Source organism: Arcticibacter sp. MXS-1 (assembly GCF_041902385.1).
In the GTDB taxonomy this organism is placed as follows: Bacteria; Bacteroidota; Bacteroidia; order Sphingobacteriales; family Sphingobacteriaceae; genus Arcticibacter.
The window spans coordinates 932,924-954,933 of sequence record NZ_CP169244.1; the positions used below are offsets into that span (position 1 = coordinate 932,924).

The following is a 22,010-nucleotide window of genomic DNA, read 5'->3' on the forward strand; positions in this document are numbered from 1 at the left end:
GGTATTTTTTTATCCTCTTAGAACTGGTTATGAATATCGGTCATGATCCGGACCATTTCAGACCGCACTTCTGAGGTTGGCCGTACATAGTTATTATTCATAAACGAAAAGACAAGATGCCTGCCCTTTCGCGTGATCAGATATCCGCTCTGGTTATGGTTATTGGAAAGAGAGCCGGTCTTGGCCCATACGAAAGGCTTCCCCTCATCCGTCTTATAAGCCAGCCTTAAGGTCCCGCTCATCCCGCCCGCGGGGAGAAAGTCATGCAATTTTTCTTCATCCCCCACCTTCTGCTTTATTTTTACCAACAGCTTCACTATTGATCTTGGCGTAAACAGGTTATGTCTCGACAACCCGGAGCCGTCCACCCACTGGATGGGGTCAGGAAGATCGCTTAAATAGCGGGAAGCACTGTAGTTGATAACGCTATCAGTACTGAGGGCACCATATAACTTTGAGGAACAAACCAGCAGAAGCTGCTCGGCAAGAAAATTATCGCTTACCTGAAGCATCCTTTTATACACAGAATCAGCCGGTATGCTATACAAGGTCGACGCAGCTTTCGGCATCCGGAGGTGGACAAGGCCTACAGAACGCTTAAGCGTATCCTGCAGGAGGGAGGCGGTTAGGGCCGGGCTGGTTTTCCACGGAATCTCCTGCTTAAAGCCGTCAGGTATTTCACCAGCCGGGTAAATAAACACGTTGTCCTCTACCTGGCGCTTTACCGTAAATGTTTCCGGCCGAAAAGAGCCGTCCTTCCTGAGAGAAGACTGAAAAATGCGGGGCGAAATAGAAAGAGATCCGTCGGCACGCCTCCGCACCACGGCTACGTTGTCTTCAAGAGGCAGGTCCGTGATTTCCGCCTGATAATAGTCGTTGTAGTTATCAAGAGGCCAGCCTCTTCCGAACACGTCTCCCGAGTAATTATCCGGCGAATAGAAGAGTTTTTTGTTCGATGTCTTGAAAAAGTTAAAGATGCGGTCAGACTTCAGATAAGTATGCAGCAGGGACGGGTCACCCGTACCCCAGAAAATAAGAGAATCATTCCTCGTGACATATCTTATACCGGGAATAGAATCACCGAGGACATTTAAACACGTATAAAAGGTAAAAAGCTTGGTATTGGAAGCAGGAATAAAATGCAGGGCACTATTCTTTTCAAAGACCATCCGGTTGCTTTGAACATCAAAAAGGGCAAAACCGGTAAAGTGGTCACGCAGGATAGCAGAACGTTCAATCATGCGCCCCACCTTCTTGCCGCTTATTTGAGTAGCACAGGAAGAAAACAACAAGCATAGCACAGCGATTAGCATAAGCGAGCCGCCAGACATGCTGCTTTTTCCCGGAAGCAGTCTCTTGCTAAGGGTCCGCGAAGAACAGGCATGTTTTATCTTTCTGGCGGGCCAATTTTGCCCTTGCTTATCGCGCATGAGCGGAGGGGATGGGGTAAGATTGTTAAGGGACATCATTTCTCTGCTAGTTAGCATTTTTAAACAGTTTCCACAAACTCTCCGCAGCATACTCCAGATCTGAAGGTACGTGAAGCGCATTTACCACGATCCGGTTGAGCTTTGGCCCCCGGGGATCTGGGTAGGCGAAGGAGGAAATCAGCACGCCCTGATCCTGCAGCAAGGCGGCGTCTGCCCAGGGCGGAAGAACAAATACGGGAAATGGAAAATCGAAAAGAATACCGGGAATACCTCTGATGCATTCAGAGAAAAAGCGGACGTTTTCATACAACTTCTGGCGCTGCTCTGAATAGATTTCCTGGCCTCGCAAAAACGCGTACATCTGCGCCGGCAGAGGTGGCGTTGCAGCACAATAGCCTGAAGTATTTCTAAGCTGCTCTGCAAATTCCTTTGTTCCTCCTGCGACGCCCCCTGCTATGCCAAACGCTTTAGAGAGCGAGTAGGAAAACAACAGACGGGCAGGTGTATCAGAAGGGACAAGGGACGCTGTGCCGGCACCATCTTTACCGGTCACTCCTATTCCGTGCGAGTCATCTATTAAGACGGTCACTTGCCTCCTGATCTTCTGCAGAAACCCAAAGTCATATATCCCGGGATTCAAAGGATTCACTGAATCAGAGGTAATACTAATGGGTGTCGGACTGCTGTTTGCGTAGTCCGTAACAAAGCTCGTCCATTGAGCCCGGTCAGCTCCGAAGGAGGTTTCGTGCAGAATGGCCGGATGTGAGTCTGGAGCACTCATTATCTCGCCCTCAAGGAGAGAGAGAGCACTGCGTCCGGCAACAAAGCCCGATGAGAACAGCACCGACTCTTCAACGCCCGTAATCTCGCTGAATAAGGCCTCAGCCTCTTCATACAGTTTCAAACGGGTATTGCTGATCCGGGAAGAAGGAAAAAGCCAGCCATATTTTTGCATCCCCTCCTGCAGCAGCTGCACGAATGCGGGAACGTCGCTCACACCTAAGTAGTTATATCCTGAAAAGAACAAATATTCGCGCCCCCCGCTTTGGCTGTGCGTCCCGGACTTTTATCTAAAAAATGCATCTTTCCGCTACTTCTAAATGGTGACCTTTTCACAACCATCGAGATAAGCCTGCTCTACGTCGGCGCCAATGCCCGGCTGGTCAGGAAGAACAAGATCCATTCCCTCATAACGCAGGCCGCCACTTACGGGATCCTGCAGTTGTCCAAGTAAGCATGTATCAAGGTCGAAGAAAACAATATTGGGGTTAGCTACGGCAAAATGCACATTCGCTGTAAGTGCAAGCCGGCTTTCCAGCATGCTGCCTAGCATGCACTTTATTCCGTTGCGTTCTGCCACCTTAGAGATCAGACCCGCTTCGTGAATTCCTCCACTCTTGGCGAATTTGATATTAATAAAAGAAGCCGCTTTATTACGGATAATCCGTTCCGCATCGCGGTGTGTGTAAACGCTTTCGTCGGCCATGACCGGCACAGGGGATTTCAGGCAAAGCTGCGGAAGGAGCTCGTCATTCCAGGTCCGCATCGGCTGTTCACAGAACTGAATATCATATGGGGCCACCTGCTCAAGTACCTTAAGGGCGTCATCGAAAGACCAGCCCTGGTTAGCATCCAGCCGCAGGGCTATATCAGGTCCGGTCGCTTCGCGCACCGCCCTTACTCTTTCTATGTCCTCGTGCGGATCCTTGCCAAGCTTCAGCTTAAGTATCGACACGCCATTTGAAACGTACGACTTCGCCTTTTTTGCCATTTCTGGGGGAGTATCGATCCCAATGGTAAGGTCTGTTGTGATCCGGCGGGGCCGGCCTCCCAGATATTGGTACAAGGGCATGCCCGCCCTTTTCGATGCAAGGTCATAAAGAAGCATGTCAAAGGCACTCTTTGCCGTAAAATTCCCCGCTGCAAACAAGTGAAGTTCATTAAGCCGCTCTTCCAGACACGCAGCATCCTTTCCTTTCCATAGCGCAGCGAATTCCTGCGCCATCACAAAACAGGTCGCCTGCGTTTCTCCAACAATCATTGGAAAAGCAGAACATTCTCCCAGACCGTAAATCCCCGTGTCAGTATAAGCCCTTATAAGGACATTCTGAGCGTAATACATCGTCCCCGTTGCTATGACGAACGGCTCAATAGGTATAGAATACTTATAAATTTCAAAAGAGGTAAATCGCACACCCTAATTTAAAAGAATATGTGCAGCAAAAACAACACGGATCAAATTAAATGCTGCTCTTCATTTGCAGAACCGCCCTGCTTCAGGCTTCACCGCCTCCATCCAGGGCTCAGACGAGATTGAATCCTGCACGCTATGGGCCATTGCCGCCACTGCAGGGGATGAGCACCTTAACAAGATGGTATCAGAACCGAGTTTATACCGACAGAACTCGGTGGAGACTCGGTGCTGACTCGGTCCTGACTCGGTCCTGACTCGGTTCTGTCCCTAACGGGGCCCGCGCATGTCTCGGGTTTGTCTGCCCCTTGTCCCGTCGTCTTGCAGCTTCTACGGCCGAGCCGGAATCAGCTAAAATCAGAACCTGGAATAAGGGGCCTGCTCCAGAGCACGCTCGCCACATCTCCGGAAATAACAGGCGCCCCTTTTGCAATCCCTTTCCACGTCTTCGGGCGCCACTCAGGAATACCAATGTGTTGCCAAAGCATCTTCGAAGCGATTCGGGAGCCCGTCAGAACGTTAATCCGGAAAGAAAATTATTTGCTTTGCAGAGACTCTGGTCCAGCCCAGGATCGGTTCAAACTCTGCAATCACGCGGGCCTAAAAAAATAAGCTCCTGATGGGCAGGAGCTCAAACTAACCAATTATAAACCTAAATTATGCAGAAAGAAATTCTATATAATTTCTGCCGCAAATGTAAGTGTATAAGCAACACTTACCAAATATTTTTGCATTTCTTTTCAGATTTTTTTTGCCGCTTTCGAAAACATAATTTCGAAATCTTAGTTTTAATCGGATAGGATGATTTTTCTGTTAGTCTGATCCGGCGCAACTTAAGCTGAATGAAATAGATTTAAAGGTATGTCAAAACGTATACTCATTTTTGATGACGATGTCGATATTTTGTCCATATGCAGTTATATTCTGGAGGAACAGGGCTGGGACGTGCATACCTCGCCTCATTGTAACGACATCATAAACACAGTGCAGAACATTCAGCCCGACGTCATCCTGATGGATAACTGGATTCCGGATACCGGTGGCGTTGTGGCCACCCAGACCCTCAAAAGCGACCCGGAACTGAGGAAAATACCTGTCATTTATTTCTCTGCGAACAACGACATTCAATCACTGGCCAATCAGGCCGGCGCTGACACCTTTCTAGAAAAGCCGTTTGATCTGACTGAACTTGAACTTGTAATTGAACGAGTAACGACAAGCAAGGTTGCTTAAGCAGCTAACTTAAAACTTCCTCGAGAATAAGGTGAGAGTGAATTTCACCCAGACTGTCTAAATGAAAACGGTAGTAGTCGAGTATTGCACGGAGTAATTCTCTTCTTAAGGGGCCGGACATGACGATCAGCGAAAGATCTTCAATACTTGCGGCTAAGAATTTTGAGAATAGATCCTTAAGCTGTCCCTCCAGCGCGTGCGGATGCAAGGGCATCGTGTCGGTAAACGATCCGCTCTGTAAATCAAAAAAGCGACTTTGGACCTTCGACTGTTCGGGATAAAAGCCGAGGTATCTCGAAAGCTTTAACAGGAACCAGATATGGTAATTGGCCACCCCTTTTTGGGCATGATCCAACATTGGGATTGTGTTATGCAGAAAAAAGAACAAGGGCTGGTCTGCCGAGTTGCCTCTGATGCTTTTGTATACAACCTCGTTGAGAAACATCGCAAGACAACTTTTAACCATATCGTAGGGGATTGTTTCGAACACCGGGTCGTTACGCAACTCTGAGACCTTTTGAATGTCGGCGCCCGGCTTTTGATACACCACCATATCCACTAAATGAAGAGGCTGCAGCATGTTCATCTTTATTCGGGACTTCGCCTTTTTTACCCCGTTGATGATGTACGACTGCATGCCAAATTTCTCAGTAAATATCTGTACGACAACGCTGCTCTCAGAATATTCAGTTGTCTTTAGAACCACCCCCTTTGTTTTGTGAAGCATACCCTCTCTCCTGATAGATTTTAAATTAACCGGGGCACGAATATAAGAAGGGCGACCGCCAGGGCAAAAAAAGCGGCTATCAGAACTGCAGCAGCTGAAACATCTTTCACAATCCCAGCCTTCTCGTGGTATCCGGGCGACACCAGATCCACCAATGTTTCAATTGCAGTATTCAGCAACTCGGCAAGAACAACCAGAGCGATAGAGAACAAAACCCACAGCCATTCAGACGTATTGATTTTAAGCACAAAGCCGAGCACTATTGCCAAAGCGGCGCTGCTTAGATGAAATCTGAAATTTAATTGTGTTAGGAAAGAATACCGCAAACCTTTGGCGGCGTATATGAAACTTTTAAAAAACCGCTTCATCGTTCATACCGTTTCGTGCCGCACCCTTAGTTTAGAAATAGGGTGCGACACAAGATAACGATATATCGTCTTATAATGTAATTGAAATGAGGAGATCAGACCAGCAGCGGATTAAGACTGGAGCATCCTCTTGCGCTTGTACCTCCGCGCTTCTATCTTTCGTTTCTCCTTTTTCTCAGCCTCGGCCGCCCGCTCTTCAATCAGGCCTGAGTATTCTACTTTCCTTACAAGGCTATAAAATACCATGAGGAATCCGATGCCAAAGAGAACCGTTCCTCCAATCATAGCCCATCCATACAGCCCCCAGTCATTCCTTTTGATGACATAGCCCAGAATATTAAGTGCGACGCCCGGAATTATGAGAAACAATCCCCGTTTTAAATACTTATTCATACCTCAGTCAGACAAAGGATATGCCAATCCCTACGCTGACTAAAAAGGCGCTTCTTAATCTTAATTTAACACTCGCAAAATTGGTCGGCGTCCTAAATAAAGCACAGGAAGTACAAGTTTGCTGCACTTAAGGTATGCTCAGGCTCCATGACGGGAAGCACTGACGGCATTTCTTCAGCCAGTGATTTAAGTGCAAGGCGACGTTTTTCCTTAAAAATCTGCTTATTTATGCGTATTTTAGTACTTTTGCAAGCTTAAATTTTGGAGTTAAAGCACTGATGTACAAAGAATATAAACAGCTCAATTTACCTGAAACAGGAAAAGACATCCTGGAGTACTGGAAAAGTAATAAGATATTTGATAAAAGCATCTCTAACCGTCCTGCTTCAAAACCATATACCTTCTATGAAGGCCCCCCTCTGCCAATGGTATGCCTGGAATCCACCATGTGATGGCCAGGAGCATCAAGGATATATTTTGCCGGTATAAAACGCTTAAGGGTTTCAGGGTAGAACGTAAAGGAGGATGGGACACACACGGACTTCCCATTGAGCTCGCTGTTGAAAAGACCCTGGGGATCACGAAGGAAGACATCGGAAAGAAGATCTCTGTCGAGGAATACAACAGTGCCTGCCGCAGGGAGGTGATGAAGTACACCGATGTCTGGAACGACCTTACGGAGAAAATGGGATACTGGGTGGACCTTGAAAACCCTTATATCACCTACGAAAATGAATATATTGAATCATTATGGTGGATTCTTAAGGAACTTTACAACAAGAATCTTCTCTACAAGGGATACACTGTTCAGCCTTTTTCGCCTGCTGCCGGAACGGGACTAAGTTCGCACGAACTCAACATGCCTGGAACGTACAGGAATGTAAAAGACACGTCTATCGTTGCTCAGTTCCATATCAGGCAGGACCAGGTTCATCCTCTTATTCCAATTCTGTTTCAGAACGAAGCGGAAGTAACGGCTATTCTGGCATGGACCACCACTCCCTGGACTCTTCCTTCAAATGGCGCCCTGGCGATTGGGAAAGATATCACCTACGTCAAAATACGGACCTTCAACCCATATACCTATGCGCCTGTCAGCGTCGTGCTGGCAAAAGACCTCGTGCCGAAGTATTTTAAACCCGAAGGGCAGAACGGGTCGTTTCAGGATTACAAAGGCGGAGACAAGATCATCCCATGGGAATATGTGGCCGAATTTAAAGGCGAAGAACTTCTTGGCCTCCGCTATCATCAGCTGATGCCTTATGTGAGCAACGAAAACCTGGAGAAAAATGCTTTCAGAGTAATCCCGGGCGACTTCGTTACAACGGAAGACGGTACAGGTATCGTTCACATTGCTTCCGTTTTCGGGGCGGACGACTTCCGGGCTGCGAGAGAAAATGGCGTTCCGTCTGTTCTTGCAAAAGACGAAAAAGGAAACGAGTATCCGCTGGTAAACAGACAGGGGCGCTTCATTTCAGAGGTGACCGATTTTGCAGGCCGCTTCGTTAAAGAGGAATATTACACAGACGAAGAAAGGAACGCACCCGACTTTAAGCCGACGGATGTTCTGATTGCGATAAAGCTTAAAGAAGAGAACAAGGCCTTCGACGTAAAAAAATACGAACACAGCTATCCTCATTGCTGGAGAACTGACAAGCCCGTCTTGTATTACCCCCTCGACAGCTGGTTCATCCGCACCACTGCCGTGAAAGAGCGGATGGTAGAGCTAAACAAAACGATCAACTGGAAACCGGAAGCAACAGGAACAGGCCGTTTCGGAAACTGGCTGGAAAACCTCGTGGACTGGAACTTATCGCGTTCCCGCTACTGGGGTACGCCGCTTCCAATCTGGAGAACAGAGGACGGGTCAGAGGAGGTCTGCATCGGTTCTGCCAGGGAATTAAAGGAAAGGCTGGAAGATGCCTTCCGCTCTGGCTTCCTCGATGAGCAGGAAAAAGAAAAAACAGGAAAGATACTGGAGTCCTTCAACTCGGAGACGTTCGACCTGCACAGGCCTTATGTAGACGATATCATTTTGGTGACGGATGGTGGCAAAAAAATGTACAGGGAGCCCGACCTGATCGACGTTTGGTTCGACTCAGGAGCCATGCCATATGCACAGTGGCACTATCCTTTTGAGAATAACGAGCGCTTTGATAAGTCTTATCCCGCTGATTTCATTGCAGAGGGAGTAGATCAGACAAGAGGCTGGTTCTTTACGCTTCATGCTATTGCAGCGATGCTTAAAGACTCTGTGGCCTTCAAGAACGTCGTTTCTAACGGACTGGTGCTCGATAAGAACGGAAACAAGATGTCAAAGCGGCTTGGAAATGCCGTTGACCCGTTTGAGACAATAGAAAAATATGGCGCGGATGCAACACGCTGGTATATGATCAGCAACGCATCTCCCTGGGACAACCTAAAGTTTAACACAGAAGGACTGGACGAGGTCAGACGTAAATTTTTCGGCACGCTCTATAATACCTATGCGTTTTTCGCATTATATGCCAATATCGACGGATTTGATTATTCGGAGGACGAAATCGCTATTGAGAACCGGCCTGAAATAGATCGCTGGATCATCTCGCTGCTGAACACGCTGACAAAAGAAGTTGACCGCTTCTACTCGGAGTTCGAGCCTACGCGGGCGGCAAGGGCTATCCAGGATTTTGTTGACGAGCATCTCAGCAACTGGTACGTGCGGCTATGTCGCAGGCGTTTCTGGAAAGGAGATTACACCGAAGACAAGATTTCAGCTTATCAGACGCTGTATACTTGTCTTGATACAATTTCACGCCTGATGTCCCCCATTGCGCCGTTCTTTAGTGAACGTCTGTTCCTCGATCTTAATGCAGCAACATCGAGGGAAAAAGCAGAATCGGTACACCTTACCGACTTCCCAGACTATCATGAAGCGCTGGTAGACAAGGCACTGGAAGAGCGTATGGCACTTGCACAGGACGTATCGTCGATGGTGCTTTCACTCCGCAAGAAAGTCGGCATCAATGTCAGACAACCACTTAACAAGATCCTTCTGCCGGTGCTGGATAGCGAGTTTGAAGCAAAGATTGACCGTGTAAAAGAGCTCATCCTGTCGGAGACAAACATCAAAAACATCGAGTTTATCACAGACACATCGGGTATCATTACAAAGAAGGTGAAGCCCAATTTCAAGGCGCTTGGCCCCAAGGCGGGAAAGTACATGAAGGATGTTGCAGCCTTTATCAGCTCTATGTCGCAGGACGAGCTTTCCGCATTTGAATCTACAGGTGCAGCGCGCTTTAGCAAGGATGATTTCATCCTCGACATTCCGGTATCGGATGTGGAAATTATAGCAGAAGACGTTCCTGGCTGGCAGGTGACAAATATCGGAAAACTAACGGTGGCTTTAGATGTTACGCTAACTACAGAATTGAAACAGGAGGGGATCTCGAGGGAGGTAATAAACCGCATTCAGAATCTGAGGAAAGAGCTCGGCTTCGAAGTAACAGACAAGATCAAGGTTACAATGACGGTACAGCCTGACATAGAGGCAGCCGTAAGCAATAATTTATCCTATATTTGCGCGGAAATTCTGGCTGACTCCTTCGATTTCGATTCCGGTCTTCAAACAGGAGAAAAGGTTGAAATTGAAGAACAGGAATTATTGATATCTATTACAAAGGCTTAATATGGAAAATAACGAAAAAACACGGTACTCCGACGCAGAACTTCAGGAATTTAAAGAGCTGATTCTTGACAAGATGCGCGTTGCGAAAGAAGAGTTGGCCTCTCTCGCACAGTCCTTAAGCAATCCAAACCTTAACGGCACAGACGACACTGCAGGAACTTACAAAACTTTGGAGGATGGTTCTGCAACCTTGGAAAAGGAACAGATCAACCAGCTGGCCGCACGTCAGAAGAAATTTATTGAAAATCTGGAAGCGGCACTGGTCCGCATTGAAAATAAAACGTACGGCGTTTGCCGCGAAACGGGGAAACTCATCCCTAAGGAACGGCTAAGAGCAGTACCCCATACTACTTTGAGTATGGAGGCAAAAATGAAACAGTATTAATGAAAGCATATTCGAAGCCCTTTCTGGCTATTTTCCTGATTCTCCTGGCTGACCAGGCACTCAAATTCTGGATTAAGCTAAATATGAGCCTTGGCCAGGAGTTCAAGATCATAGGAAACTGGTTCATTATTCATTTCACAGAAAATAACGGAATGGCTTTCGGAATGGAGTTCGGCGGCGAGGCAGGCAAGCTCATTCTCACCCTCTTCCGTATAGCGGCAGTATGTGCGATCGGCTACGGCGTAGTCCACCTTGTAAAGCACAAATACCACAGGGGACTCATCCTGAACGTGGCCCTTATTTTCGCCGGCGCTCTGGGTAACATCATTGACTCTACCTTTTACGGGCTTATTTTCAGCGAAAGTTCGTATTTCGCGCCAGCAAAGCTCTTTCCCGCCGAAGGAGGGTATTCAAGTCTATTCCATGGGAAGGTGGTGGATATGTTTTACTTTCCGCTCGTCCAGGGGAGGTTTCCGGACTGGTTCCCAATATGGTCAGGCGAAGACTTTATTTTCTTCCGCCCAGTATTTAACATCGCCGATGCCGCCATCTCCGTGGGGGTGATTGCCATTCTTCTCTTTCAGAAGAGATACTTCAAAGAAGAGAAAAAAGAGGAGAGCTACCCGCATAGCGAGATTATCGAAGAATAAAACAGCATAAGCGGCAGATCTTAAAAGCAACTTAATACGGATATTCATGTTACATTCAGGCATGAGTATCCGTATTGTTTTTTAGAAGACTTACTGAAATTTATGGAAATCGCTCAACACTGGCATCTCCATACTATCACACACAAAAATTCAAATATGAAAAAGTACGTAATTATTGCATTGCTAAGCATTTTTTGTTATTCCGCTTATTCGCAAACCATTGACACTCGCCGTAAGATTGAGGTGAACGGCTCGGCCGAGGCTGAGGTAACACCCGACATTATTTATTTCTCAGTATCACTCCGCGAATACTTTAAAGACAATAACATCAAGAAAAAAGTGGAGATCGACGATTTAGAAAAGCAGTTGCTTGCAGCGGTAACAAATGCAGGCGTGCCGAAGGAGAACTTTACCGTTAACAATATTTCCTCGTACGCTTCAAGCCTTCAGAAAAAGAAAAATCCTGAGTTCCTTATTTCAAAGCAGTACAGGATCAAAGTTCAGGACTTAAATCGCTTTAACCAGATCATGGAAGCACTTGATACGAAGGCTGTACAATACACCAATGTTGACAGCTACGATTACTCAAAGATAGAATCCCTAAAAAAAGACTTAAAGATCAAAGCACTGCAAGCTGCTAAAGACAAAGCCACGTATCTGGCTACAGCATTAAACGACGGTGTTGGAAAAGCTCTGGAAGTGCAGGAGATCAACAATGAGTACTACCCTCAGGCGATCTACCGTGCGAATGCCAGCTTTTCAAAATTAGCCGAAGCCTCTGCCGACAACAGCTCTGCAGAAATAGACTTTAAGAAAATAAAGTTGAATTATCAGATGAGAGTAGTGTTTGAGCTGAAATAACTCTGAAAAATAAAGGCGACGGGTAGTAAACGCAGGTCGTGTGACCCGCCGCCTGCAACCCGTCGTCTTTGTGTTAAAATCTGGAAAGCATCAGCTCAAGCTCGTCCAGATCAAAAGGCTTGGCAAGCCAGGTATCGGCCCCAGCCTCTGTTGCCAGCTTCTCAATATCGTTATTGGCAGAGAAATAAACTACCGGAATTTCCTTAAACTCCTCGTGTGCTTTAAGCGTCCTGGTCGCTATAATCCCTCCCGTATCGGGAATCCAATTGTCCATCAGAATCACGTCAGGACGGCACTCCTCCAGGATAGAAATAATATTATTGCAATTGGTGCGAGTATGCACCTCCCACCCCTTCTCCGTCAACAGATAGGTTAGAATTTCTAAGATATCTGTATCATCATCAAAAATCAAAATCCGCTTCATCTGTGATAAAGCTATAACAAATATATTAGTTGTGCAATAAGTTAATTAGTAATTTAATGTTCACAGCAACTTAAACGTTTCACATTTCATATCTAATCGGGCGTTCTGGCGGAAAGTGGGATGGTAAACCAAAAAGTCGAACCTTTTCCTTCCGTTGTAGTTACACCCACTTCCCCGTCGTGTCTTCTTATAATCTCTGCAGAAATAAAAAGGCCAAGCCCCAGGCCTGCGAACTTCTGGGATGATTCCTGGACGCGGAAAAACCTGTCGAAGATAAAATTGACCTTGTCTTCAGGAATTCCGATTCCAAAGTCCGTGACCGATACTTTTACAACTTCTTCCGTCTTTTCAACTTTTAATATCACCTCATCTGCATCGGGAGAATATTTTACTGCGTTAGACAAGAAGTTAATGATCACCTGTTCCAGCCGGTGCTTGTCGGCATTTATCACGATATCTGCATCTCCCTCAAGCAAAATACGGTGCTTCAGGTTCGTATTTCTTATTTGATCAAGACAGTCTTGCACCACTTCTCCAATGTTGAAGAAGCTGGTATGGAACTGCAACTTGCCAGCCTGGATTTTCGTCACATCGAGCAAGTCTTCCACAAGGGAAGTCAGCTTATTTACCTGCTTATTCGCCTTCTCAATGAATCCTTGCACGGTCAGTACATCGTTCCTTTTAACGACCAGTCTTTCTGCAATCTGCAGGGAGGCCTTCATACTGGTGATCGGAGTTTTCAGCTCATGACTGGCAATACTCATGAATTCATCCTTCTTTTGAAGGAGCAGACGGGTTGCCTGCTGAGCAAGCTCCTGATCAGTGATGTCGGTCATACTTCCGATGTACCCTTCAAACTCCTTACCCGCTATCGGATTACTTTGCGCAAGTACCCATCTGAAATCGCCCTTCCTGCTTCTTATCCTAAACTTGGAGTGGTAACTAACGCGTTGCTGAAGCGCCAGCTTAAACTTTTTATCTTCCCGTTCGGCATCTTCCGGATGAAAGGCTTTCTTCCAGCCCAGAGCCATACTATCTTCGAAGCTCAGGCCGGTCAGCCTGGTCCATTGTTTATTCACATAATTGCACCTCCCAAGGCTGTCGACTCTCCAGATCATGAACGGCGACTGATCCGCCAGCTGCCGGAAGTCGTCTTCGCTCGCCTTCAGTGCTTCAGAAAATGTCTTTTGCTCGTGAATGTCGGTACTCGTTCCCACCCACATCTTGATCTTTCCATTCTCGTCGCGCAATGCAATGGCCCTGCTCAGGTGCCATCTATATTCACCGTCAGAACGACGGAGGCGACGCTCCATCTCAAAGGGAGCACCCGACTCAACACTCCTTAGCCATGCCCACTTGTTATCCTGTAAATCATCAGGATGAATGATGCTCGTCCAGCTCCATCCTTTCAGATCACCTATATCCTTGCCGCAGTAGTCAAGCCATACCTGGTTGAAATAGTCGATGCTTCCGTCAGGCGTAGCAGTCCACACCTTCTGCGGCATGGCATTGGCCAGAAACTTAAACCGCTCCTCACTCTTTCTTATCTCTTCCAGAGCTTCCAATTCTTTCCTTTGGGCGTCTTTCTGAGATGTAATATCGACCATGGAACCGAGCATGCGATAGGGAGTCCCGTATTCATCAGGAAGCACAAACCCACGGTCGAGCACGGTAGCGTATTGACCGTCCTTTCGCAGAAAGCGGTATTCCTTACTCCACTGTTTAGCACCTTTATTAATTGCCTTGTAAACTTCCTCTTCAACCCCCTTGCGGTCATCCGGGTGGACATTATTCAGCCATTGAGCCCGGCTGAACGAGTCCATCTCGTAGCCAAACAGAGAATAGAAGCTATCGCTCCACCAGACCGTGTTATTTACAAGGTCCCAATCCCAGATGGCATCATTCGTTGCCTTTGAGACCAGCCTGAAACGCTCCTCGCTTGCTGAAAGTTCGCGCGTACGTTCCGCAACCTTGTCTTCCAGCTCTATGTTGAGGCTCCGCAGTTTCTCGCGGGCCGAAATCAACTCATTATAGTTCTTCCGGAGTTTTTGCTCGGCCTCTTTTTTCTCTGATATATCGGTAAAGGAGACAACGAATCCGTCCATCATTTTGACGGCAACAGCCTCATACCATTTGTGACTGCCTTCAATAGAAGGAACTTCAGAATGCAGCGGCTGACCTTCCTCAACCACCTTCACGTATTTGTCGAATTGTCCGTTCTGAATAATCAAGGGAATGCTGCTTAAGCGTTTCCCCTCCAGATTTGCCGACTGAAATAACTTTTCGCCCTGATGATTGCAGGTCAGAAGCGAGAAGTCCTCTATCCGGCCGCTCCTGTTCCTTTCGGCCTTGAACACCATGATGGCACTCAGGGTGGAGTTAAACACTCCGTTTATGATGTTATTTAGCCTGGAGACTGCAGAAATGTCAACAAAGGTAACGATCACTCCGTCCACCTTCTTATCCTGCCGGATGTAGGGGAGTATCTTGATTAAGCAGTGGCTATTATCCGGGAGGACGATTTCCTTTTCAACCACCTTCTCAGTCTTCAATACGTAGCGGATGTCATCGAGCAGCGTCTCATAGTTCAGATTAGTTGAAATATGAGAGATTGGTCTGCCAATGTCTGAATCAATAAGATTGACCAGATTAATGGCAGCCGAGTTGAACTTCCTGATCCGGAGGTCACTGTCGAGAAATATTTGCCCGATGTCTGTGCTTCTGAAATAATTATTGAGGTCGTCGTTTAGTTCAATAAGCTCCTTGATCTTCAGCTGATGCTCGGTATTGAGCGTGTGCAGCTCTTCATTGAGCGACTGAAGCTCTTCATTGCTCGATTGCAGTTCCTCGTTTGCAGAAAGGAGCTCTTCGTTACTTGATTGTAATTCTTCGTTCGCGGTCTCAAGTCCCTCAATAGCCAGCTGTAAACTTGCTCTTGTTTCGCTCAATTCCTCTTCCAGCTCAGCAAGGTACTCGGTCTGTTCACCTGAAGGCACCAAGGAAAATTCGTCCCGGCCAGGGGGAACGCTGTAATTATTCTCTCCCAGCACAATGGTGGTATGTAATTTTCCGTCCTCCGGGCGAGGGGGCTTAACAGATAAACTGACGAAAAAGTCGCCATCCTTGCCCTTAACCCTCACACTCTTCAGGAACACCTTGTGCTCCTCCTTCCAGCACTTTCTGATAGCAGTATTAAGTGCCACCGAAAGCTCGGGGGAAACCATTTTTAAGATATTGAGACTTAGCCTTTTCTCAGGCAGCGACAGAAACTTGTTAAAGTTACCGATCACCTCCTTAATCTCGTAGTTATGATCAATGTAAAAACATACATACCCGAAGTCCTCTATGAGCGAGGTGGTGAACTCGTCGGACAAGTCACTCGCCTTCTTTTTAGAGTCTCTTACGGAAATCACGGGGAACCGCTGCACCGGGCTGCGACCCTCAAGCTGCCGGTGATAATCATTATTGCCAGGCTTGTTCTTTCCTATTTTCCTGTAAATCTTCCACTTGCTGTTAATTTCATCTACGCCGTCGCGAATTGAAGAAGCAGTTTCGCTCGAACCTAAGAAGATATAGCCCCCCTGCTGAACAGCAAAATGAAGTGTAGAAAGCACCTTATTCTGTAAAATTCCGTTCATGTAAATGAGCATGTTCCGGCAGCTTACCAGGTCATTCTTTATAAAGGGCGGATCTTTGATGACGTTGTGACGGGCGAAGACAATCTGCTTGCGTATACGGGGAATGACAGAGTATCCGGCAGAATCTTTGACGAAATAAGCCTTTAAAACCTCCTTTTTCAGATCTTTCTCGATTGCGGCAGAAAAAACGTTCCGACCCGCAAATTCGATACTGCTTTCATCAATATCCGTTGCAAAAATCTTCACGTCCAGTTCCCGGTTATACTGTTTGAGGTACTGGTCGATCAGGATTGCGAGCGAATATGCCTCCTCCCCGGTGCTGCATGCACATACCCAGACTTTCAGTACATCGCCATCGTCCTTATTGTTGATCAAATTGGGCAGGACCTCTGAATAGAGGCACTCATAAGCCTGTTCGTCCCTGAAAAAACGGGTTACGCCGATCAGGAAATCCTTGCCCAGTCGCTTAATCTCTTCCTCGTCCTTGCGCAAAAAGTCTACATACTGCTCCAGCCGCTTGATGTTACGCTGTCCCATCCGTTTAGCAATACGACGGAGAATGGTCGGAGTCTTGTAATATTGAAAGTCATACCCCTTGGCTTTGTAAATCATGGAGAAGACCTCGTCAAGCAGGCGGTCGTCAACTGCGCCCTTCTGCAGCAGATGCACAGGGGTTTCCTTGATGTAATTATATATCTCCTCAGGCATCATTTCGGGAGGAAGGATAAAATCGGCATTACCGGAAGTGATAGCGCTGTTCAACATTCCGTCGAACTTTGCTGTCACCGGGTCCTGCACGATTACCATACCGCCACATGACTTCACGGTCTCTATGCCCTTTGTGCCGTCGGTTCCTGTACCCGAAAGGATTACAGCTATTGCGCTGTCTCTCCTATCCTTGGCGAGCGAATGCAAAAAAGTGTCAATAGCCGTATTCGGAGCTTTCTCCTGCGCCTTGTTTTCGAGTAAGAGTTTGCCCCGCTTAATGGTCATCAGCTTGTTATTTGGAATGACGTACACACACTCCTTCTGAACCGTCATCTCATGCTCTGCTTCGAACACTTTCATATGAGTGTGCTTCGAGAGCAGCTCAACCAGCAAGCTTTTGTAATCGGGAGACAGATGCTGAATGATAACGAAAGACAGACTGGAGTTTTCCGGCATATTGTCGAAAAACTCGTGAATCGCTTCCAGTCCGCCCGCAGACGCACCTATTGCCACGACATAGTGCTTCAGTCTCGATTCAACCCTTTCAACAAAACTCGTTCTCTCCCTTGTTTCCATTAGCAAATGTTCTTTATTGTCACAGGCTTTTTGTTGTGAATTCAAAGATAAAACTTCTCATACTTTCTGCAATTTCAAGTTCCTCAGGCTTCCAGCTTTCACTTGTTTGCTTCACAATTTCCTGCCACCTATTAAAAGAATTGCGGGGATGGTATTTTTTTCCGTTTGGCTCAAACCGAATGGCCTCATCAGGGTTTCCTCCCCAATTAACTGTGCTCACCACTTCAGGCCTGAAAAGGACGATATAATTTCCCTTCTCGCTGTCAATCGGTATAGATACGATGCCGCTGCCTTCCTTGTCAAAACTGGCAGCCGGATCATATTCCAGCGGCAGGCTTGAGGTATGATAGATCTGGTCGTCGCCCTTACTTTGCAGCCAGTAGATGAGGTTTTTCACCTCATCCTCCCCGGGCACCTGGCCCACGGTCTTGATTTTACCATTATACACTGCTGCAGCCCCTCCTGCATTCAGAAGGTCTGATACCTTCGTCTCATGGTCGAATAACCCGCTGATGACATCCTTCTCCGCATAGACATGCTCTACAAGGCGTGTCTTGCGCTCCTGCAAGCCTGAGGTAAAGTCAAATGCTTCTTTATTTTCTATTGAGGATATTCTGTTGGATATCACAGACGAAAGCAGTTCAAATACCGAGCAGATCTCATAGTTAAGATACATGGGACTCCGGTGATGGCAGGAAATAATTCCCCAGAGCCGTTCATTTCGGATCACCCGGATAGACATGGAAGCACTTATGCCCATGTTTTTCATGTACTCAAGATGCACTCCGGCTACTGCACGAAGATTGCAGTCTGACAGATCTATAAAGGTTTGGGAGGCTGGATTGACTACAGGATAAAGCCTCACAGGCACATAATCACGGTCTGGGATAAGTCTGTAAGGATTTTTCAGATAGAGGTTACGGGCCTGCCGGGGAATATCAGAAGCAGGGAACTTTAAGCCCATATACGAGTCCATACCCTCGTCCTTCTCCTCTGCGATCACAGTACCGTTCCAGTCCTCATCAAACTGATACATGAGCACTTTATCAAAACCAGAGAGCTTCTTAAGCTGCCTCACGATCACTTCGCTGGCCTCCTTTACGCTTTGAGTCTGGTTGATCTCTGCCATGATGTACTTCAGCTCCTGAAACACATCCAGAAACGAGTTCTCCTGGCCGGCCTTCTCAACCTCGATGATGAGATAATTTTCCTTGGCATGAATCAGAGATACGTAATTATTTGCCTCTCCGCCGGTACGGACGGTGAAGGAAAACGGAATCTTTTCAGTTATACCGTGCCTGAATCTATTATTGAGACTGTTGATTTCGTCTGTATCGATATAGGTTTTAATGGGCTTGCCGATGAGACTCTCTACAGGCTCATGAAAAACATCCGAAATATTCTCACTTACCTGAAGGATGCTGAGATCCTTGCTGTCGAGAACGAGGAGATAGCCGTATGACTGGATCAGATTGATCTGATGGAGCGGCAGACTGCCGCAAAATTCTGAATCATAATTCCTTTTGCTCATTTCTTATCATCCAATTTTTAAACTCTGTAAACGTTTCAACTGCAGCCTCCTCAACATCCTTGCTGTTGTTAGAAACAGAGTTTAAAACTTGCCTGAACCTGTCCCACATTTCGGCCGTTCGCTCATTATAACTACCAAAAAACGACAGGGCGGAGGGTGATAGTCCGGGGAGCCGGTCTGCTATCATTTTCTTTATTACCTGCCCGCCCAGCGTCGAACCTTCCAGAACATATAACGCTCCCAAGGCCTGAAAGGTATTTACCACTCCTGGTAACTCACGACAGAGGGGAACATCGGCGGCCTGCACGCCGAGCAATTCAAGATCGTTTGCAATCCACTCAGCTGTTCTCCTGGAAGAGTAGTCGGGCAGCACTACGGCGATTTCGGTCTGCCTTATCTTTTCTTCCAAAGGCGCGATAAACCCATAAAAAATTTCAAGAACCGACGCATAGTTTTCTTCCGACTTGATATTCTTCAGCTTTGCTATTAAAACTTTTTCCAGAGATTGGTGAGATGCAAGTGTGTTTTCTTTGAGGACAGAACTGAGCATTAAAACAAATTAAATAAATGAGGCGGTAATACTACGAATATCAGAAGAAAAATCCTATCGGGGAATCGTTACCGCGCCGTGAACGATCCCCCAGGCACTTAAATACGATAACGAAGCGAAATAGAATTACCAATCGCCTGAACTAACTCTTCGACGATCGGATTCGAATTTCCCTTTTGCATCCAGTACCCTTTGGCACCCTTGCAAATTGTAACTGTTGTTCCCTGAAGCAGAATCTGAGATTCTACAGTCCGGTCAACTTGCTGAAGTTTAATTAGCTGAAAATGAAAACTGGCACCAGCTAAATCAATAGTAAAAACCTGCCCCATACTATATATATTTTTAGACTCGCGCAAAAGAAGTCTGACTTGCCTAACCCAAACCACGCGATTCCTCATATTTCTCAACAAGGGGTTTAGTCAGATATAAAAAGTTAAGAAGTAACAATTGGCCGACATTCTTGTTTGTTCTCCGCCGCACAAATAGATCGTTCGGCCATGCTTGCGTAAAGAGAGCTTAGTCCCCGGCATAACGGGGTAAGGCTTGATGGAGCCAGGAAGACGGATCTCCGGTAAATGAAAATGCAGACAGGTGCGCGAAGGTCGCGACCTGTCTGCATGTCTTATGATGATGAATTAGAACCGCCAACGGACAAAGGCTTCCATGGCCTCATATTCGGCAAGACCGAGCTGATCGTAAGCCTGCGCAGTTTCCCGGTTTCTGTCTTCTGCCCGAACCCAGAACTCTCTTGCGTCGTCGCCCGGGAAAACGGGGAGGTCTTTCTGCGACTGATGCTTGAAAATTGCCATCCGCTTCCGTTCAACTTCCTGCGGAGAGAGCGGCACTGCCATTTCTATTTCGTGGATTTCAAACTCGTGCCATGCTCCTCTGTAAAGCCAGAACCAGCAATCCCTGGTCCATTCTTCTGTCTCTTTGAGTCTGGTGAGTGCAGCCAGGATAATGTCAAAACAAACTTTATGAGTACCGTGGGGATCAGCAAAATCTCCGGCTGCAAAGACCTGTTGTGGTTTCACCTCCTGAAGCAGTTTCATCACAATCTGAATATCCTCTTCAAAACTCACATTTTTCTCCGTCTTCATCCTGTCGTAGAACGGAAGATCAAGCAGATGAATGTGGTCATCAGGCAGCCCAGCATAACGGGCACCGGCAATTGCTTCGCCTTTCCTGATCAGACCCTTGATCTTACGTATCTCTGTCGTGTCGGGCTGATTAGGTTTTTTAACCCCCATGAAGCTCCTCATGCTTTCGTACAAGGCAGTCAATTCTGTTTGATCTTCTCCCTGCATCTTACCGAGGTCAATTGCAAACTCAGTAAATCGGAGAACGTCGTCGTCCCACACTGCTGTATTACCTGAAGTCTGATAAGCAACATGAACATCGTGTCCCTGATCGGCAAGCCGAATAAATGTACCGCCCATCGAGATCACATCGTCGTCAGGGTGAGGAGAAAAGATGATGCTCCTCTTCTTTGCTGGCAGGGCACGCTCTGGCCTCTGACTATCATCGGCATCCGGCTTTCCTCCCGGCCAGCCTGTTATGGTATGCTGGACTTTATTAAAGATGTGAATGTTTATGTTGTAAACAGGCCCCCGCTCTGTGGCAAGCTGTGCCATGCCATGATTATTGTAATCTTCTTCTGTTAGCTTTAAAATTGGCTTGTTGAGCGTCTTGGCAAGCCAGATCACTGCCTTTTTTATCAATTTTTCATCCCAGTGACAATCCTTCACCAGCCATGGAGTATCAAAGCGTGTGAGTTCAGATGCCGCATCATCATCGAGCACAAACTCAACATTGCTTGATAGCTGCAGGTAAGTAGCAGGCACATCCGATGACATCTCTCCTTCTACCGCCTTCTTAATGATCTCCGCCTTCTTCTGGTTCCAGGCCATCAGAATGATCTCACGAGCCTTGAAGATAGTTCCGATACCCATTGTGATCGCCTTCGTTGGAACGTTCTCCTTTCCTCCAAAATCAAACGAAGCATCGCGGCGGGTCAGGTCATCAAGAGTGACCAGACGTGTACCCGAGTTAGGTGCGGAACCTGGCTCGTTAAAGCCGATGTGACCGGTACGTCCAATCCCAAGGATCTGAAGATCGAGACCACCGTAAGAACTTATCTGCCGCTCATATTCCAGGCAGTAGGCCGGTATTTCATCGAGTTTGAGCGTACCGTCGGGAATGTGGATATTAGCAGGCTCAATGTCGACATGATCAAAAAGGTTCTCCTTCATGAACCTGACATAACTCTGGGCTGCATCAGGATGCATCGGATAGTATTCATCAAGATTGAACGTCACTACATTTTTAAAGCTTAGTCCCTCCTCTTTGTGCAGTCTCACCAGTTCAGAATACACCCGAACGGGCGTTGCTCCGGTGGCCAGCCCAAGAACGGCTACTTCACCTTTAGCTTGTTTTTCTCTGATCAGGTCGGCAATTCGCTGTGCAACGGCAATCGACGCTTTTTTAGGATCGGGAAATACGCTTACGGGGAGCTTTTCGTAGCGTGTTTCTTCTAGCAGATTTAGTCTTGACATACTATTGGAGTTTTAGTTTTTTACTAACCAGTCAACAATAACCGGCCTACTACTTAATCAAAAGTACAAAGCAGAAACTAAAAAAACAATAGTGTTGGCGCACACACCAACGATTTTATC

Annotated in this window: 17 protein-coding genes; 5 read left to right on the forward strand and 12 right to left on the reverse strand. The window is 46.9% G+C overall.

Features of this window, described 5'->3' with window-relative positions; translation table 11 throughout:
* Window positions 1–17: 17 nt before the first annotated feature.
* From ACES2C_RS03885 to ACES2C_RS03895, 3 genes are all read right to left on the reverse strand, one after another.
* Window positions 18–1,241, reverse strand: coding sequence for a D-alanyl-D-alanine carboxypeptidase/D-alanyl-D-alanine-endopeptidase (locus ACES2C_RS03885; RefSeq protein WP_374165695.1), 1,224 nt, complete (start codon window positions 1,239–1,241; stop codon window positions 18–20).
* Between the two features lie 235 nt (window positions 1,242–1,476).
* Window positions 1,477–2,427: an aminotransferase class I/II-fold pyridoxal phosphate-dependent enzyme gene (locus tag ACES2C_RS03890; RefSeq protein WP_374165696.1), complete on the reverse strand. Its 951-nt coding sequence runs from the start codon at window positions 2,425–2,427 to the stop codon at window positions 1,477–1,479.
* 99 nt (window positions 2,428–2,526) lie between these two features.
* Window positions 2,527–3,624 carry a mandelate racemase/muconate lactonizing enzyme family protein gene (locus ACES2C_RS03895; protein ID WP_374165697.1) on the reverse strand — a complete coding sequence of 366 codons (1,098 nt, stop codon included), beginning with the start codon at window positions 3,622–3,624 and terminating at the stop codon, window positions 2,527–2,529.
* A gap of 858 nt (window positions 3,625–4,482) precedes the next feature.
* On the opposite strand from ACES2C_RS03895, the gene ACES2C_RS03900 reads away from it, so the two are divergent.
* Window positions 4,483–4,854 (forward strand): PleD family two-component system response regulator, encoded by a 372-nt coding sequence (locus ACES2C_RS03900; protein WP_374165698.1) that lies wholly within the window; start codon window positions 4,483–4,485, stop codon window positions 4,852–4,854.
* A 4-nt stretch (window positions 4,855–4,858) separates the two neighbouring features.
* Here ACES2C_RS03900 and recO read toward each other — a convergent pair whose 3' ends face one another.
* The 3 genes from recO to ACES2C_RS03915 all read right to left on the reverse strand — a co-directional run bounded on the left by recO (window position 4,859) and on the right by ACES2C_RS03915 (window position 6,342).
* Entirely contained in the window at window positions 4,859–5,581 is a 723-nt protein-coding gene (recO, locus tag ACES2C_RS03905) for a DNA repair protein RecO (RefSeq protein ID WP_374165699.1), read from the reverse strand.
* Between the two features lie 20 nt (window positions 5,582–5,601).
* Window positions 5,602–5,949 (reverse strand): diacylglycerol kinase family protein, encoded by a 348-nt coding sequence (locus ACES2C_RS03910; protein ID WP_374165700.1) that lies wholly within the window; start codon window positions 5,947–5,949, stop codon window positions 5,602–5,604.
* Window positions 5,950–6,060: 111 nt separating this feature from the next.
* Entirely contained in the window at window positions 6,061–6,342 is a 282-nt protein-coding gene (locus ACES2C_RS03915) for a hypothetical protein (RefSeq protein ID WP_374165701.1), read from the reverse strand.
* Between the two features lie 430 nt (window positions 6,343–6,772).
* On the opposite strand from ACES2C_RS03915, the gene ileS reads away from it, so the two are divergent.
* The 4 genes from ileS (at window position 6,773) to ACES2C_RS03935 (ending at window position 11,908) form a co-directional block, all read left to right on the forward strand.
* Window positions 6,773–10,012 (forward strand): isoleucine--tRNA ligase, encoded by a 3,240-nt coding sequence (ileS, locus tag ACES2C_RS03920; RefSeq protein ID WP_374165702.1) that lies wholly within the window; start codon window positions 6,773–6,775, stop codon window positions 10,010–10,012.
* 1 nt (window position 10,013) lies between these two features.
* A complete protein-coding gene (locus tag ACES2C_RS03925; protein WP_374165703.1) occupies window positions 10,014–10,397 on the forward strand; it encodes a TraR/DksA family transcriptional regulator in 384 nt (127 codons plus the stop codon).
* Window positions 10,397–11,047, forward strand: a complete 651-nt coding sequence (locus tag ACES2C_RS03930) for a lipoprotein signal peptidase (protein ID WP_374165704.1) — start codon at window positions 10,397–10,399, stop codon at window positions 11,045–11,047. The genes ACES2C_RS03925 and ACES2C_RS03930 overlap by 1 nt, the downstream gene beginning before the upstream one ends.
* 156 nt (window positions 11,048–11,203) lie before the next feature.
* Window positions 11,204–11,908, forward strand: a complete 705-nt coding sequence (locus ACES2C_RS03935; protein ID WP_374165705.1) for an SIMPL domain-containing protein — start codon at window positions 11,204–11,206, stop codon at window positions 11,906–11,908.
* A 73-nt stretch (window positions 11,909–11,981) separates the two neighbouring features.
* Here ACES2C_RS03935 and ACES2C_RS03940 read toward each other — a convergent pair whose 3' ends face one another.
* From ACES2C_RS03940 to nagB, 6 genes are all read right to left on the reverse strand, one after another.
* Entirely contained in the window at window positions 11,982–12,332 is a 351-nt protein-coding gene (locus ACES2C_RS03940; RefSeq protein ID WP_374165706.1) for a response regulator, read from the reverse strand.
* Between the two features lie 92 nt (window positions 12,333–12,424).
* Window positions 12,425–17,254: a PAS domain S-box protein gene (locus ACES2C_RS03945; RefSeq protein ID WP_374165707.1), complete on the reverse strand. Its 4,830-nt coding sequence runs from the start codon at window positions 17,252–17,254 to the stop codon at window positions 12,425–12,427.
* Window positions 17,255–17,273: 19 nt separating this feature from the next.
* Window positions 17,274–18,785 (reverse strand): GAF domain-containing protein, encoded by a 1,512-nt coding sequence (locus ACES2C_RS03950; protein WP_374165708.1) that lies wholly within the window; start codon window positions 18,783–18,785, stop codon window positions 17,274–17,276.
* Window positions 18,766–19,335: a biliverdin-producing heme oxygenase gene (locus ACES2C_RS03955; RefSeq protein WP_374165709.1), complete on the reverse strand. Its 570-nt coding sequence runs from the start codon at window positions 19,333–19,335 to the stop codon at window positions 18,766–18,768. The genes ACES2C_RS03950 and ACES2C_RS03955 overlap by 20 nt, the downstream gene beginning before the upstream one ends.
* A gap of 98 nt (window positions 19,336–19,433) precedes the next feature.
* On the reverse strand, window positions 19,434–19,664 hold the full coding sequence (locus ACES2C_RS03960) for a hypothetical protein (RefSeq protein ID WP_374165710.1): 231 nt from the start codon (window positions 19,662–19,664) through the stop codon (window positions 19,434–19,436).
* A 306-nt stretch (window positions 19,665–19,970) separates the two neighbouring features.
* Window positions 19,971–21,890, reverse strand: coding sequence for a glucosamine-6-phosphate deaminase (nagB, locus tag ACES2C_RS03965; protein WP_374165711.1), 1,920 nt, complete (start codon window positions 21,888–21,890; stop codon window positions 19,971–19,973).
* Window positions 21,891–22,010: the final 120 nt, after the last annotated feature.

Coding starts and splice junctions, on each gene's coding strand:
- ACES2C_RS03885 (WP_374165695.1), bottom strand. CDS start 1,241: ATGATTGAACGTTCTGCTATCCTGCGTGACCACTTTACCGGTTTTGCC.
- ACES2C_RS03900 (WP_374165698.1), top strand. CDS start 4,483: ATGTCAAAACGTATACTCATTTTTGATGACGATGTCGATATTTTGTCC.
- recO (WP_374165699.1), bottom strand. CDS start 5,581: ATGCTTCACAAAACAAAGGGGGTGGTTCTAAAGACAACTGAATATTCT.
- ACES2C_RS03910 (WP_374165700.1), bottom strand. CDS start 5,949: ATGAAGCGGTTTTTTAAAAGTTTCATATACGCCGCCAAAGGTTTGCGG.
- ACES2C_RS03915 (WP_374165701.1), bottom strand. CDS start 6,342: ATGAATAAGTATTTAAAACGGGGATTGTTTCTCATAATTCCGGGCGTC.
- ileS (WP_374165702.1), top strand. CDS start 6,773: ATGCCTGGAATCCACCATGTGATGGCCAGGAGCATCAAGGATATATTT.
- ACES2C_RS03925 (WP_374165703.1), top strand. CDS start 10,014: ATGGAAAATAACGAAAAAACACGGTACTCCGACGCAGAACTTCAGGAA.
- ACES2C_RS03930 (WP_374165704.1), top strand. CDS start 10,397: ATGAAAGCATATTCGAAGCCCTTTCTGGCTATTTTCCTGATTCTCCTG.
- ACES2C_RS03935 (WP_374165705.1), top strand. CDS start 11,204: ATGAAAAAGTACGTAATTATTGCATTGCTAAGCATTTTTTGTTATTCC.
- ACES2C_RS03940 (WP_374165706.1), bottom strand. CDS start 12,332: ATGAAGCGGATTTTGATTTTTGATGATGATACAGATATCTTAGAAATT.
- ACES2C_RS03945 (WP_374165707.1), bottom strand. CDS start 17,254: ATGGAAACAAGGGAGAGAACGAGTTTTGTTGAAAGGGTTGAATCGAGA.
- ACES2C_RS03950 (WP_374165708.1), bottom strand. CDS start 18,785: ATGAGCAAAAGGAATTATGATTCAGAATTTTGCGGCAGTCTGCCGCTC.
- ACES2C_RS03955 (WP_374165709.1), bottom strand. CDS start 19,335: ATGCTCAGTTCTGTCCTCAAAGAAAACACACTTGCATCTCACCAATCT.
- ACES2C_RS03960 (WP_374165710.1), bottom strand. CDS start 19,664: ATGGGGCAGGTTTTTACTATTGATTTAGCTGGTGCCAGTTTTCATTTT.
- nagB (WP_374165711.1), bottom strand. CDS start 21,890: ATGTCAAGACTAAATCTGCTAGAAGAAACACGCTACGAAAAGCTCCCC.